Origin of the sequence: Citrobacter sp. C348 (assembly GCF_047467975.1) — a bacterium.
Lineage (GTDB): Bacteria > Pseudomonadota > Gammaproteobacteria > Enterobacterales > Enterobacteriaceae > Citrobacter > Citrobacter gillenii.
The window spans coordinates 82,564-96,068 of the sequence record NZ_JASJUJ010000013.1 but is presented as its reverse complement, the minus strand read 5'-3'; the positions used below and the strand labels follow the sequence as shown (position 1 = coordinate 96,068).

At 53.3% G+C, this 13,505-nt stretch carries 18 protein-coding genes and 4 pseudogenes; 18 read left to right on the top strand and 4 right to left on the bottom strand.

The genetic code is table 11. From position 1 onward, the window contains the following. Window positions 1-7: 7 nt before the first annotated feature. The gene (locus QNN86_RS20955) at window positions 8-943 is read right to left on the bottom strand and encodes a hypothetical protein (protein ID WP_045282349.1); all 936 of its coding nucleotides are present in this window, start codon (window positions 941-943) and stop codon (window positions 8-10) included. A 633-nt stretch (window positions 944-1,576) separates the two neighbouring features. Here QNN86_RS20955 and QNN86_RS20950 point away from each other — a divergent pair. From QNN86_RS20950 to QNN86_RS20930, 5 genes are all read left to right on the top strand, one after another. After that, a complete protein-coding gene (locus QNN86_RS20950) occupies window positions 1,577-1,702 on the top strand; it encodes a hypothetical protein (RefSeq protein WP_265183251.1) in 126 nt (41 codons plus the stop codon). A 224-nt stretch (window positions 1,703-1,926) separates the two neighbouring features. Continuing rightward, window positions 1,927-2,508 carry a hypothetical protein gene (locus QNN86_RS20945; RefSeq protein ID WP_131619247.1) on the top strand — a complete coding sequence of 194 codons (582 nt, stop codon included), beginning with the start codon at window positions 1,927-1,929 and terminating at the stop codon, window positions 2,506-2,508. Further along, the gene (locus QNN86_RS20940; RefSeq protein ID WP_045282350.1) at window positions 2,508-3,296 is read left to right on the top strand and encodes a site-specific integrase; all 789 of its coding nucleotides are present in this window, start codon (window positions 2,508-2,510) and stop codon (window positions 3,294-3,296) included. Before QNN86_RS20945 ends, QNN86_RS20940 begins: the two co-directional genes overlap by 1 nt. A 321-nt stretch (window positions 3,297-3,617) precedes the next feature. Next, the gene (locus QNN86_RS20935; RefSeq protein ID WP_049040399.1) at window positions 3,618-4,823 is read left to right on the top strand and encodes an AAA family ATPase; all 1,206 of its coding nucleotides are present in this window, start codon (window positions 3,618-3,620) and stop codon (window positions 4,821-4,823) included. After that, window positions 4,823-5,797: a ParB family protein gene (locus QNN86_RS20930; RefSeq protein ID WP_172452830.1), complete on the top strand. Its 975-nt coding sequence runs from the start codon at window positions 4,823-4,825 to the stop codon at window positions 5,795-5,797. Before QNN86_RS20935 ends, QNN86_RS20930 begins: the two co-directional genes overlap by 1 nt. Window positions 5,798-5,878: 81 nt before the next feature. Here the strand turns inward: QNN86_RS20930 and QNN86_RS20925 are convergent. After that, window positions 5,879-6,070, bottom strand: a pseudogene (locus tag QNN86_RS20925) (DUF4113 domain-containing protein); the annotation flags it as partial. Here QNN86_RS20925 and QNN86_RS20920 point away from each other — a divergent pair. Then, window positions 6,065-6,172, top strand: a pseudogene (locus QNN86_RS20920) (ParB family protein); the annotation flags it as partial. The pseudogenes QNN86_RS20925 and QNN86_RS20920 overlap by 6 nt on opposite strands. 81 nt (window positions 6,173-6,253) lie before the next feature. Here the strand turns inward: QNN86_RS20920 and QNN86_RS20915 are convergent. Next, window positions 6,254-6,907, bottom strand: a pseudogene (locus QNN86_RS20915) (DUF4113 domain-containing protein); the annotation flags it as partial. Between QNN86_RS20915 and QNN86_RS20910 the strand changes: the two are divergent. The 11 genes and pseudogenes from QNN86_RS20910 to QNN86_RS20860 all read left to right on the top strand — a co-directional run. Continuing rightward, window positions 6,901-7,002: pseudogene (locus tag QNN86_RS20910) on the top strand (hypothetical protein); the annotation flags it as partial. The pseudogenes QNN86_RS20915 and QNN86_RS20910 overlap by 7 nt on opposite strands. Before the next feature lie 376 nt (window positions 7,003-7,378). Next, complete coding sequence (locus tag QNN86_RS20905; protein WP_049040205.1) at window positions 7,379-8,059, top strand: DNA methylase; 681 nt, start codon at window positions 7,379-7,381, stop codon at window positions 8,057-8,059. Continuing rightward, window positions 8,059-8,280 (top strand): hypothetical protein, encoded by a 222-nt coding sequence (locus QNN86_RS20900; protein ID WP_049040206.1) that lies wholly within the window; start codon window positions 8,059-8,061, stop codon window positions 8,278-8,280. The genes QNN86_RS20905 and QNN86_RS20900 overlap by 1 nt, the downstream gene beginning before the upstream one ends. A 10-nt stretch (window positions 8,281-8,290) precedes the next feature. Then, window positions 8,291-8,710, top strand: a complete 420-nt coding sequence (locus QNN86_RS20895; protein WP_049040207.1) for a DUF1380 family protein — start codon at window positions 8,291-8,293, stop codon at window positions 8,708-8,710. Window positions 8,711-8,765: 55 nt separating this feature from the next. After that, window positions 8,766-9,170, top strand: coding sequence for a DUF1380 family protein (locus QNN86_RS20890; protein WP_104652236.1), 405 nt, complete (start codon window positions 8,766-8,768; stop codon window positions 9,168-9,170). Window positions 9,171-9,237: 67 nt separating this feature from the next. Then, entirely contained in the window at window positions 9,238-10,005 is a 768-nt protein-coding gene (locus QNN86_RS20885; protein WP_196093990.1) for a hypothetical protein, read from the top strand. Between the two features lie 415 nt (window positions 10,006-10,420). After that, window positions 10,421-10,849 carry an antirestriction protein gene (locus tag QNN86_RS20880; RefSeq protein ID WP_196093991.1) on the top strand — a complete coding sequence of 143 codons (429 nt, stop codon included), beginning with the start codon at window positions 10,421-10,423 and terminating at the stop codon, window positions 10,847-10,849. A gap of 66 nt (window positions 10,850-10,915) precedes the next feature. After that, window positions 10,916-11,338 carry a DUF1380 family protein gene (locus QNN86_RS20875; protein WP_146086848.1) on the top strand — a complete coding sequence of 141 codons (423 nt, stop codon included), beginning with the start codon at window positions 10,916-10,918 and terminating at the stop codon, window positions 11,336-11,338. A 44-nt stretch (window positions 11,339-11,382) separates the two neighbouring features. Further along, window positions 11,383-11,793, top strand: a complete 411-nt coding sequence (locus QNN86_RS20870; RefSeq protein WP_104652235.1) for a DUF1380 domain-containing protein — start codon at window positions 11,383-11,385, stop codon at window positions 11,791-11,793. A 19-nt stretch (window positions 11,794-11,812) separates the two neighbouring features. Further along, window positions 11,813-11,998 (top strand): hypothetical protein, encoded by a 186-nt coding sequence (locus QNN86_RS20865; RefSeq protein ID WP_370552268.1) that lies wholly within the window; start codon window positions 11,813-11,815, stop codon window positions 11,996-11,998. 168 nt (window positions 11,999-12,166) lie between these two features. Then, window positions 12,167-12,421, top strand: a complete 255-nt coding sequence (locus QNN86_RS20860) for a DNA polymerase III subunit theta (protein WP_049040212.1) — start codon at window positions 12,167-12,169, stop codon at window positions 12,419-12,421. 171 nt (window positions 12,422-12,592) lie between these two features. Here QNN86_RS20860 and QNN86_RS20855 read toward each other — a convergent pair whose 3' ends face one another. Next, on the bottom strand, window positions 12,593-12,916 hold the full coding sequence (locus QNN86_RS20855) for a hypothetical protein (protein ID WP_191219963.1): 324 nt from the start codon (window positions 12,914-12,916) through the stop codon (window positions 12,593-12,595). 286 nt (window positions 12,917-13,202) lie between these two features. On the opposite strand from QNN86_RS20855, the gene QNN86_RS20850 reads away from it, so the two are divergent. Next, window positions 13,203-13,430 (top strand): hypothetical protein, encoded by a 228-nt coding sequence (locus QNN86_RS20850; RefSeq protein WP_008322854.1) that lies wholly within the window; start codon window positions 13,203-13,205, stop codon window positions 13,428-13,430. Window positions 13,431-13,505: the final 75 nt, after the last annotated feature.

Genomic DNA, 13,505 nt, shown 5'->3' with positions numbered 1-13,505 from the left:
CGGAGGGTTACAGGTGGCTCTCGATGCTGCTGATCAGTTCTGAAACCACCTTTTTGAGCGGAACCGGGTTTTCATCTTCCGGGATGCCATTGGAGTACAGGTGCAGCTCGCAGACCCCCTCCCGGAACACGAATCCCATATCCCATTCACCACTGTCGGAGATCATCACCTTCCGGTAAGGCTGATCCGGGATGAACAGACGCTTTTCCAGGGCAGGAAAGGCGAACCCGGACTTCGGTGAGCGGACACCGTCCCTGAGGCGGAGATGAACTTTCCAGGCTTCAGCCGCGTAGTCCTGCGGACTGTAGACGGTCACGATGACTTTTTCGCCAGACTCGCTGATCGCGGTGTCCGGTAACACCGGCGGACGTTTCATTTCGGCGCGGATCTGGTTGATGTGCCGGTAGAAACGTTCGCTGGTCTCCTCAAGTTTGAAGGGGTTGAATATCGTATCGTGTGCTTCAAGGATGGTCGCACCGTCACGGCGGGCAAGTTCAGCAAACATCGTGAACGTCAGGGACAATCCACGGGGAATTCTCACCATTCCGGCGCAGACCTGGTCAGCGCGCATCCGCAAGTAAGGCGCATTGTTGAGCAGGAGTGTGCGCAGCTGCTCCTCGCTGTCGATCCCCAGGAGCTTCAGAAACACGTGGTTGGTGCGGGTGATGTGAAAGTTGCTGTAACGATCATCGAGGATGTCAGCCTTGATGTAATCAGCAATTTCGGCATCGAAGGTACTCACCAGCGGGCTGTGCAGCTCAAAGTTACGGACATGGTCGCTGAAATATTTCTCAATGAACTCGCGTATCAGTGTGGCCTTCGGCTTTCCGTAGTAGGTTGCCAAGTCGGTGATCGTCTCATCCAGAGACTTCCTGATGCCCCTGATCGTGTAAACTGTGGTTTCTTCGTCTTCCTGTGGCATATCTGCCAGTACATTATTCATATGATATTCCTAGAGGGTTTGAGTTGCCAGTTATGCACTACGCTACATGGTGCAGAAAAACGATATCACTCAGCACATGAAGTATCAATGTAAAGTAATCGTCTTCAAATAAAAATATTGCATTCAGTCTGATGACGGTAAGTCTGCTGGTTATCACTGTGACCCGGTTTCTGTGAGTTCCGGATCCTCCGGAAACGCACCGCCGCGCAACGGCCCACCAACACAGCATGTAGTGTCATTCTCAGCTGATGATGGGGTATATGTTGTATTCCGCACCCTGATCGTGACCTGCTGCCCAGCGGCAGATATTGCCGCTTTGCTTATTCACTGACCGTGGTACACTTCCGGAAAGTTGTTATACGACAGAAAGTCGGATCTTCCGGAAACGGCTCTCCGGTAATTTAACAGCGTGGCTATATGCTTGATTATTATCAGACTGCAAATGATAACAGCAGGGAAAAATCATCCGCGTGACAGACTCAGGGTTGTACTTAGACGATTATGCTGCACGTCATAATTACGTTGTGTGACTATTAGATAGTGCTTTAAAAAAATTGCTGCAAAACAAATTCGACAAATGACTTTCCCTAAAATTTCGGCATTAACCTCTAATGACATGGCCAGGAGGGCCAGATGCCGAAAGAAGTGCTACAAGCTGTGTTACTGAAAGTCATTCTGCAATTATTGGAAGTCGTTCTGCAGTTTATAAAAGCATCTGCAAGGACTCAGGTGCTGAAAACGTTAATGGCACATGGATAGTAAGAAAACCATCTTCTGGAGAGATGGTTTTACACCGTAAATCTGGTTCTGCAGGGCGAAAGGATCACTGCAGACAGCGGTCTCAATAAAGGAAAAAACATGGCGGACTGGTTTATAGCAACAGAGGGAGTGAAGGTGGTCAAGGACAGTGCCAGTCTGTGGCCGCAGATCATCACGGGGTTTTCATCTGCAGGTGCTGCATTCGGTGGTGTGTGGTACGGCCAGTGGAGAATAACTCAACGAGAGAAGGAAGCCGCAGCAGCAAAAAGCTAGCCAGTGAACGTCTCTTTATCGCCACAGAGCTGGTCTTTATTCTGGAGAGGTTTGCGCAGCGGTGTGCTGGCTCCGCTGAAGAGTCTGATTGCTCAGAAAAATATGATCAAGATGGTTATGTCAGGATTGAACACCCTATACCAGAAATTGATTACAGCTCTGTGACCGGGGACTGGCGGGCTCTTCCTTCGGACCTGATGTACCGGCTCAGCGAGCTGCCTGTTGTCAGACAAGAGGCTGTCAGCTCTATCGATGCAGCCTTCTATGAAAACACACCTTTTGATGGTACATCAGGGTTTTCTGCGCTCAATCAGCAGGCTTCCCGTCTGGGATTAAAAGCCATTCGTCTGTCCCGTAGCCTGCGTAATCTGTGTGAGATGCCCGAAGATCGGCTCTCAGATAAACCATGGTCTGCTTGGCGTATCCTCTGGCGTGTTCGGGGGAGTTGTATTCAGAAACAGATGCGTAATCACCGGAGGAGTATGAAATTATATGCTTCACTTCAGCTACTGACTGCTGAGAGAGATAACTGATGGATAAGCATCAACTTCCGGCCCTTTCAGGATCTCACTATGCGGTGCCAGCCTCACTCCCCATGGCGATTGACTACCCTGCAGCGCTGGCCCTTCGGCAGATGGCACTGGTACAGGATGAATTACCGAAATACCTGCTGGCGCCAGAAGTGAGCGCCCTGCTCCACTATGTGCCCGATCTGCACCGCAAGATGCTGCTGGCAACGCTCTGGAACACCGGCGCACGGATTAACGAAGCGCTGGCCCTGACAAGGGGAGATTTTTCTCTCGTGTCCCCTTATCCGTTTGTGCAGCTGGCCACGCTCAAGCAACGTGCGGAGAAAGCGGCGAGAACGGCCGGGAGAGCCCCCGCCGGCAGTCAGGCTCATCGTCTGGTGCCGCTGTCAGATAAACAGTACGTCAGCCAGCTGGAGATGATGGTGGCCACCCTGAAAATCCCGCTCGAGCGTCGCAATAAACGTACCGGCAGAATGGAGAAAGCACGTATCTGGGAAATTACCGACCGCACAGTGCGGACCTGGCTGAATGAAGCGGTAGATGCCGCGGCAGCCGATGGCGTGAAGTTTTCTGTACCGGTGACGCCACATACTTTCCGGCATTCCTATGCCATGCATATGCTGTACAACGGTATTCCGCTGAAGGTGCTGCAGAGTCTGATGGGACACAAGAGCATCAGCTCGACGGAGGTGTATACGAAAGTGTTCGCGCTCGATGTGGCCGCACGCCACAGGGTTCAGTTCCAGATGCCGGAAGCAGATGCTGTGGCCATGCTGAAAGGAAACATTTAGATATTAAAGCGGGTGACGGTCACTTTGGAGTGGCCACTTAATGGTATTTCCGTACAGTCTGAATGGTATCCTGCGGGTATACCCCAATGTGACAGGCTGACGCGCCCGTCGGGTTTGCCCTACCCTTCGCCTGCTCAGATACAAGCTCTGAACAGACTCACGGTTTGCACTGTGGGTCAACAAAATGATTGTGGATGTAGTGCCCTCTTCTCCATTTAATCTTAGGTGTCTCCTGTGAGAGCAAAATCAAAATATTATGATTTATTTCTTGCAACATGATTCTTTTTGTTCAAAATGATAAAAAACGTCATGAGGTGATAAATGGAAAATATTGAGCAGTTACGGAAAATCGCCACACGTGCAGGTAAACTTCTGACATCCTTGAGCGAAAGTATCCGCCAGCAAAAAGAGGAATTGAAGCTTACCGAGTTCTATCAGGAATACAGCAAAGCCGCCCTATATAAGCTGCCTAAGCTCAGCAAAGGGAGTGTTGAGTATGCTGTGGCCGAAATGGAAGCCAGTGGCTACATTTTTAAAAAGAAACCTTCCGGCAATACGATGAAGTACGCGATGACGATTCAGAACGTCATCGATCTGTATTTCCATCGTAAAGTACCCAAGTACAGAGATCGCTTCGATAAAGCCTTCACTATATTTGTATGTAACCTTAAAGGTGGCGGTTCCAAGACAGTTTCTACCGCTTCATTATCCCATGCTTTTCGGGCTCATCCTCAGCTTCTGTTCGAAGACCTGCGTATTCTGGCCATCGATTTCGATCCGCAGGCATCTCTGACAATGTTCCTGAGCCATGAGAATTCAGTGGGCCTGGTTGAAAATACGGCTGCTCAGGCCATGCTCCAGAACGTGTCTCGTGAAGAATTACTATCCGATTTCATCGTGCCGTCAATTATCCCGGGCGTTGATGTTATTCCCGCTTCCATTGACGATGCATTCCTTGCTGAAGGCTGGAAGGGATTGTGTGAGGAACATCTGCCAGGGCAAAATATTCATGCAGTGCTTAAAGAGAACATTATCGACAAGCTCCGGTATGACTACGACTTTATCTTTCTTGATAGTGGTCCTCACCTCGATGCGTTCCTGAAAAACTGCATCGGAGCGGCAGACCTGATGTTGACCCCTCTTCCACCGGCAACGGTTGATTTTCATTCTTCCCTGAAGTTTGTAGCCAGCCTTCCTGCGCTTATTGATTCGATCGAACAGGATGGACACACCTGTAATCTCATCGGAAATGTCGGTTTTATGTCCAAAATCCTGAACAAGCCTGATCACAAAATTTGCCATAGTCAGGCCAAAGAGGTATTCGGTGCCGATATGCTCGACATGGTTCTGCCGAGGCTGGATGGCTTCGAGCGCTGCGGGGAGACTTTTGACACAGTTATTTCCGCAAATCCAGCAACTTATGATGGAAGCACCGAGGCGCTTAAAAGCGCAAAATCAGCAGCGGAAGACTTTGCGAAGGCCGTATTTGATCGCATTGAGTTCATTCGTACTAACGGAGGCATGTGATGTCGAATGAGAAAAGAAAAACCATTGGCAGACAGTTAAATACCCAGGCGTCAATGGTCGAGATGACTGACACCCAAAGAAGTCAGGTATTTACCCTAAAAACCGGCAGGAAGATAACGTTCAAGTTTGTTCGGGTACCTGCATCGGACGTTGAAAGTAAGACATTCGTAAACCAGGAAACCAACGGAAGAGATCAACTTGCTCTGACCAGGGAGTCCCTGAAATCTATTATCCAGACGATTAAGTTTCAGCAGTTCTTCCCCTGTATTGGTATTCAGCAAGGTGAAAGGATTGAGATACTGGATGGTTCAAGACGGCGAGCCTCTGCGATTTATATCCGTACAGGCCTTGATGTAATGGTTACCGATGAACTTTTATCAGCTGATGAAGCTCGCCAGCTGGCTAAAGATATCCAGACAGCTAAAGAGCATAACCTTCGGGAGATCGGCTTAAGATTGATGGCTCTTAAAGAGTCTGGATTCAATCAAAAGGAAATTGCTGAACTGGAGGGGTTATCCCAGGCTAAGGTCACCAGGGCACTGCAGGCGGCAGCAGTACCGCAAGAATTGATTTCTCTGTTCCCGGTTCAGTCTGAGTTGTCGTTTAGTGACTATAAAATTTTGTTAGAGGTTAATGAAAAACTCAGTGAAAAGGGCTTAATGCCTGAAGGGCTCATTCAGTCTGTCTCAGATCAGCTTGATGTAATTTTGAGTGACTACGAGCGACCAGAAGACGAACAGAAAGCCAGTATACTGAAATTGATATCTCACGCCTCTCAGGCATTGATAGCTCCACCTCCTAAGGAAAAGTCAGTAATTTCCGCACTCTGGACCTTTGAAGAAAAGGACAAGTTCGCGCGCAAGCGTGTGAAAGGGCGTACGCTGACATATGAGTTTAGCCGTATGTCAAAAGTGGTTCAGGATGAACTGGACAAAGCTATCAACGAGGTCCTTGATAGAAATTTGAGTCGATAATTTCGCCACGGCGATTTCACATCTAACTTATTATAATTAAGTTATTTATGTTGAGAATTTCAAGGTGAAATCGCCACGATTTCAAGTCAATTTCGCTGCAGGAGTATCTGTCCAGCGCGTCATATAAGCTGGCGAAAGTAGTTCCCTTTTCATCTGTCACTCGGGGACAATCCCCCGACCAGCGAACCATACTTTCCCCTTGCCAGAATGGTTAATACCATCCAGGACTTGCATCAGCTGCTCGTTCCGTTCTCGCGGCTGTACTGTGTGAAAGTGCGTACGCTGACTTATGAGTTTAGTCGTATGTTAAAAGTGGTTCAGGATGAACTGGACAAAGCTATCAACGAGGTCCTTGATAGAAATTTGAGTCAATAATTTCGCCACGGCAATTTCACCTCTAACTTATTGTAATTAAGATATTTATGTTGAGAATTTCAAGGTGAAATCGCCACAATTTCAAGTCAATTTCGCTGCAGGAATATCTGCCCAGCGTGTCGTATAAGCTGGCGAAAGTAGTTCCCTTTTCATCTGCCTCTCGGGGGCAATCCCCCGACCGGCGAACCATACTTTCCCAAGTCCTGAATGGTTAATACTATCCAGGACTTTCATCAGCTGCTCGCTCCGTTCCCGTGGCTGTTCTTCATCAAACAAATTCAGCTGCGATAGCCCGGTTGGTGTGAAATCGTTCAGCATGCAGCCTGCCTTTGCATAGCGGTGGCCATTCACCCAGCTCCTGTCCAGGGCTCTGACGGCAGCGGCAATGATGTCCCGTGTATCCTGCGTGGGGATGAGCAGCTTTTCACTGGCCAGATTACCGTAGTAGGGCTCATTTACGGCAAACGGTGATGTTTTCACAAATACGGCAATATGCCTGCAGAACTGCCGTTCGCCGCGCAGCTTTTCGGCGTCCCGTTCAGCGTGCTGACAGACTGCCTGCCGCATCGCTTCATACGTCGTGACTCACTCCCCAAATGACCGGCTGCAGACAATTTGCTGTTTGGGCGGCGGTGCTTCCTCCAGTGAAATACAGCTTTCTCCGTTGAGTTCCCGGACCGTTCTCTCCAGAACCAGATTGAAATTTTTCCTGATGAAAGTCGGATTCGCGCGGGCTGAAGTTCCTCGATGCGTGGATCGTGACCGGCTCAACGGATGCGCCGGTGCTGCGCGACGAATGGGCCAATGACTGGCGGGATATCACTCGCTGACGGAATGCCGGGCAGGGCGACTGCCCGGTACTTCAGGCAGGAAAAAGGATGTCGCGCTGCTCCGCATTCATGCCGCGCAATGCGCGGGGATATCCACTGCCCGGAGCTAGTGTGCCGCGCCCGGACGGACACGGGACGGGCAGCTTTTCCGCTCCTGTCCGGCGTCGCTGTGATTTTACGCCATCCACTCGCATTTTAAGGAGCGCCCTTCAAGCCGCTTTCGCGGCATAAGCTCGCCGACGATGGGGACTGTCGGCTCGTTATTCCACGGTCAGCTTGACCCGTTACCGGTCGCGGCGTACAGGCTCCGGGCAGCAGGGAACGGACATCGTACCGACGTCCTCCTGGGTGCCCCCTGTAACCACGAGGTGTCCCTATGTCCCGTTTTATCCTGGGTAACTGCGTCAATATTATGGCCTCCTTTCCGGATCGCGCCGTTGATTTCATCCTTACCGATCCCCCGTATCTGGTCGGGTTCCGTGACCGTTCCGGCCGCAGTATTGCCGGTGACAAAACCGACGAATGGCTGCAACCCGCCTGCAATGAGATGTACCGCATCCTCAAAAAAGACGCGCTGATGGTGAGCTTCTACGGCTGGACCCGCGTCGATCGTTTCATGGCGGCGTGGAAAAGTGCCGGGTTCAGCGTGGTCGGGCATCTGGTTTTCACCAAAACCTACTCGTCGAAATCGGCCTATGTCGGCTACCGCCATGAATGCGCCTATATCCTGGCGAAAGGCCGTCCGGCGCTGCCGCCGGACCCGTTACCGGATGTGCTGGGCTGGAAATACAGCGGCAACCGCCACCACCCGACCGAAAAACCTGTTACCAGCCTGCAACCGTTGATCGAGAGCTTCACACACCCGAACGCCATTGTTCTCGATCCGTTTGCCGGTTCCGGCTCCACCTGTGTGGCCGCCGTCCAGGCAGGGCGCCGTTATATCGGGATTGAGCTGATGGAGCAGTACCACAAAGCCGGGATTGAGCGCCTGTCAGCCGTCCAGCGCGCCATGCAGCGCCCGGCCGCCAACGACGTCTTTTATCCGGAGGCCGCGTAATGAACTATGCCGGACACGAAAAACTCCGCGCAGACGTGGCGGAACTGGCCAACAACATGAGTGACCTGCGGGACGCGCTGAACGGCATGGAGCACCGTTATCGCTTTGATTCCGACGTGCTGACCGAACGCCTGGCCCGTCAGACGCTTTTCCGCATCAATGCCCTGTTTATGGCGGCGTACAACGAAATGCTTGAGCTGGATACCTGCTTTAAGGACTAAGGAGAAAAACATGTACGGAACCTGTGAAACCCTCTGCCAGTTGCTGAGTGAGCAGTATCCCGCAGAAACCCCGCTGAACCTGATTGTCTGGTCCCCGGCGGATATTGAAGCGCTGGCCGACGGGATGGAGTATGCCGTTTCTGAACAGGACACAAGGGAGGTGCTGGCGCGTCTGGACGCCATACCGGAAGAACAACGGCTTGAGTCGGGTGTGTCTGCCAGTGCGGTGATGGAATTGATTGATCAGGTGAAACAGGCCGTTCCGGCGGTGATGGTGCCGGCTGACCTGCTTGAAACCCTGCTGACGACCGCCGAACAGGCGTTGTGGCACAGGGAATGGACCGCCCGGGATGACAACCACCCGGTGCCGGACAGCGTTGCCCGCCGCCTGGCTGATACGGCGAAAGTGCGCGCCTTACTGAAAAACTGAATTCCCACGCCGCCCCGGCGGCGTGGACTGAATCTGCTCAGAGGAACATAAGATCATGATGTATGGCACCCGTAAGGAACTGAATAAAAAACTGAAACATATGTTTGGCAACGACGAACACATTGCCCTGCTGGTCTGGACGAAGCAGGACGTGATGGCCCAGGTGGAAAACATGACGGAAAGCGAGGCCGCTGCGATTTTGCAGGAAATCGGCAGCGTGACCGGTCATACCGAAGAGGGCATTTCATTTCGCACGGTCCGGGAGATGTATGCCGGATTACGGGCCGACATCCCGACCATCATCGTGCCCGCCGACCTGCTGGCCCGCCTGACTGACGTCGCGGGGCTGGCGCTGGACGCAGAGAATGCACAGACCCGGCTCCTTATCAGCCGTCATTACCCGTCTATGGCTGATGTACAGGCCGATATCACGTGGCTCAGGCAGCTCCTGGCTGCCTGATATGACTGACCGCCCCGCCCGTTCTGACGGGGCGATACTTCCCGTACAGCATACAGAGAGAATAACCATGAATAACGATACCCTGAACGCCCTCATTCTGCGCCACGGTGAAAATCTGCTGCGCCGGTCCGGCTGGCATGAAACTGTGGGTGTGGTACAGATGGCTCCGCAAGACGTACCCGGCTGGCTGTCCGTCTGCGGTGTGCTCAGTGCAGACGAGATCCTGACGCTGACAACTCGTCTGTGCCAGACCCAAAACGCCGGACTGGCGCACCTGCTGACGGCCAGCGCGCAACGGCTGGCTGGCACGCCCGCCCGGCTGCATCTGTACCCGACTCAGACTTATCCCTGGCCCGAAGCCCTGCCTGATTTTACATGTATCAGTCTGCCCTATGCGCAGGAATGGCTGACAAAAGCCGAATGCGACGACCTGCTGGCCTTCCTGAAAGATTTCACTGACCGGGTATGCGAAATCGTTCGTCAGGACGCGAAGCGCATCGCGGCAGCACTGGTGCCATCTGACGCACCACGGCTGATGGAAAAACGTTTCGGAGACTGGCGACTGGTTGCGGACGAATACGAACATGACAACTGGCTGGACAGTGAGGACGGGGAACGGCTGGATCAGGTGCTGGACGGCATACTGGTCCGGGATGCGCGGTTTTGTCCGGTCCTGCTCACCCTGGTGAATGAGTCCCGGGAAGAAATCGAAGCGGCCGGGGTGATGACCGATCTCCTGCGTTTCCCCGGGGAACCGGTTCGTCGCTGGTTTGACCGCCGCGTGTTGCGGGACGTCCTGAACGAGGTCCGCAACACAGATCCGATCGGGGATTAAAGAGGGAAGGGGGAAACCCCTTCTTTTTATCTGCCGGTGACTCAATAGCTGAAAAGGATGTCGCCGGCTCCGCTTTTATGGCGGCCCCGTCCCTGCGTGACGTGGCCTGGTGGTTTTCCACCCTGTCAGTCCGGTGTCGTGTGCGGGCTGTGCCGTGCATCCATCGTAGTCGGGCTGTCGGGGATACAAGGGTCCGCTGGCGCCGCTGCTGTCACCCGGTCCTTCCTTCACGTCAGCCGTTATCTTCCGGTCGTTCGACCGCTCAGGTTTCACGGTCTCACCCTCCAGCTCCCGTCTGCCGTGCGCGTCAGGCTGCGGCTTCCCTTGCGCCCTTGTATCCCCGACCGATCGCCCGACTGGTCTGGATGCACGGCACCGCCCGGTGTCGCGGAATATGTGATTACGGAGGTTTACCATGCAGTTAGCTACACGTCAGCACACCCTTAACGTCGAAGAACCCGACCGCCTTTCTTTCCTGCCGTACATGTTCGGCACCGATTTTATGCTGGCTGAATTACAGGTGTATGCCCTGGCAAAACAGTGGATGCCGGAATACAACGGTGGTTTCTGGCATTTCATCCGTCTGCCGGACGGCGGCGGCTACATGATGCCCGACTGCGGTCGGATTCACATGATCAACGGTGAAAACTGGTTTGATCGTACCGTCAGCGCCGACGCCGCCGGTATTATTCTGACCTCGCTCGCCATTACCCGCCGTTGCTGGACGCATCACGATTGCGGCAACGCTGCACTCACACACCTGTATATGCTGCGTGATACCCAGCTCTGGAATCACATCGTTTTTCACCCTGAATGCAACGCCATTTACGCCGCGCTTGACTGATTAACCGACGGGGCGGCGATGCCGCCCCGCTGTATCCGCCATTCATCAATTAAAGAGAAACATGCCATGTACGGAACTGTCAGTGAAATCTGTATTGCCTTGCTGAAACAGCATGAAAACAACAAAAAAATTGCCGTCATTACCTGGACGCCGGAGGACGTGCGGGAAGCGGGCGCGGAGTACAGCCCCACGGACGACGATGTGTCTTATGTGCTCCGCGTCATCGGTAAAGCAGGCAGTGCCGGAGTGTGGCGGTACGGGTTAGGACTGGAATTTGTCGCCGATGAACTCAGCAAAATCTCCGCTGCGCGGGCATCGCGCCAGATTGCTGTACCCGAAGATGCGCTGCGTGTCCTGTTGCCCCTGATGGAAGCCGGAATGAACATTCCGCGTTATCAGAGGGCGGACACGGCTGCCGAGGAATGCGCCGCGCTGGATATGCTCAAAACCCTGATGGCAGTGCCGTTTACGCCGCGTCCCGCTGAATAACAGACGGGGCGGCGATGCCGCCCCTTTTTTAAAAGGATAAAACTATGTACGCACCCGTGAAAGAAATCATGACCGATCTCCTGAAATATAACCTGTCATCTGATGAAGCATTGCTGGTTTTGTGTATTACGCGGGAGGATATCCGCATGCTGACTACTGAGTGGAATTTGTCCGATGAGGATATTACCTGCGTCATGCAGCGACTGGATGCGACGTATGATCAGGGGGCCGATGTGAGCATGGTTCGTGGCATCACTGAAGAACTGATGGACGAGCGCCGCGCCATACGTGATGTCAGCGTTCCTGCCTGTGCGCTGCAAAAAATAATGTTACTGGCAGGCAGTGAAATGAAGCGACTGTATGCCGTGGCAGAGGATGGGGGCGGGGATGCAGACGCCTTCCTGGCTGAAGAAATGGACGCCATGCGCCAGTTACAGACCGCGATTGACGCATAAGAAGGAGTATCCCGTGAATATGAAACCGGAAACCCGCGAAATTCTTCGCCAGTACAAAGCACTGATTAATGCCCGCCGCCGTGATGCAGGCCAGCGCGAACTGACAACCGCGCAGGTCATGGATGAAATCTGCGAGTACATGACCTGTCAGTGTGCCGTGTACATCGGCGGTCATTTCATCTTACAGGGAGGAAAGGGCAGGTAAGCATGATGGCAGGCGGTTATGCCGCCTGTCAGCCCGCGCGAAAAACCATGCAGGCTGCCGCCTGCGGGAGGAAGGACCTGCGCCGCGCTTCGCGCCGCTCCCCGTCCTTTTCCCTTCTACCTATTTTGACGTACACTTCAGACAGATTTCATTTTTGACGGAAAAGTCATGCCTGGAACCTGCGCTGCTGCGAAATTAAATCAAGAACAGGAGCGGAGAGAAGCCACCCTTGCTGCACTGTATGTCGCATGGAGAGAACGTCTCAGTATGTCAGTTGACGCTGAAGCCGTAGCCGGAGAACTGCCTGAACATTTGAGAGCGTATTTCATGGAGCGGCTGCAGCATTATCGCCAGCTCAGTGCGCAGCTTCCGGACAAAAATAACCCGGAATATGCCAGAAAAGAGGATGAGGTTAGAAAATAGCGGCGTTCCTGTAGTATTTAAGCAGTCGCTGGCCGGTTTTTTCTCATGCAGGGTGACATTTTTTTCTGGCCAGTGTGTGAGTTTTTTCCTGCCGGTGATAATACGCTGCCTGTTCCTGTTCCTGTTCCTGTTCCTGTTCCTGTTCCTGTTCCTGTTCCTGTTCCTGCTCATTCAGTTGCAGATAATCTCTGACAGTTTTTTCTGACTACGGGCGACTTCCCTGACGGGAACCGGGGCTGTCATGCTTCGCACCGAGCCAGCTGCGCTGTCTCTGCCCGGCCCTTCGGGCAGCGGGTTTCCATCCCAGGCTGTCGCAACGTCAACGGCAGGCTTGCTGCGACCGTTCCGGTCACGCCGCCCCTGGCGCGCCGTTTCCTGCGCTTTTCGCACCCCGGCGGTAAGGCTGCCGGGCTGTAAGGCGCAACGCCGTTTCGCGTGTCGCGCCCCGACGTTGCGGCGGGCCCCTGCTCTCATCCACTTCTGGTGCCTTTTCACCGTTTAAGCCCCTCTTGCCTGGGCTGATAGAGCCACAACCTGTCGCATTAGCTGTCCAGGGTGTAATGAACAGCCCACAAAACTTTTTGCATGAAGCCGCAAAAACTTTTGCGTTCTGCCCTGGACAGATGCGTCAGGCCGTGGCGTCTATGCCCCTGCGGCGAAGGTTCTCAAACGGGTGAAGTTAAATACCAGAGGGAACAGCGCAGCAGGTTCCCGCAAACGTCAACACCGCGGCTCCCGAAACTCAACGGGTGATGTTCTTTAAAAACCAGGAGGAAGAAAAATGCAGGCTCAGGCGATGCGTGTTTACCAGATTGCGTTCAGCGGACGCGATGCTCAGGGCGTTTTACCAATGTTTACCCGTATCCGCGCCATGACCGGAAAGCGGGCTGTCAGGGCATTTATCGAACGTTATCAACCCGTCAGCGGCTGGTTTTTGGGCGACCCCGAAGACATTACCAACAAAGTGCAGAAGGAGGCAGAAGACACAGGCAGCAACCCGCAGAGATGAAAAAAGCAGGGTAAACCCTGCTTTCTCCACGCTGTAAAAACCGTTCGAGCGGTTTTTACGGCTTTATTAACTACC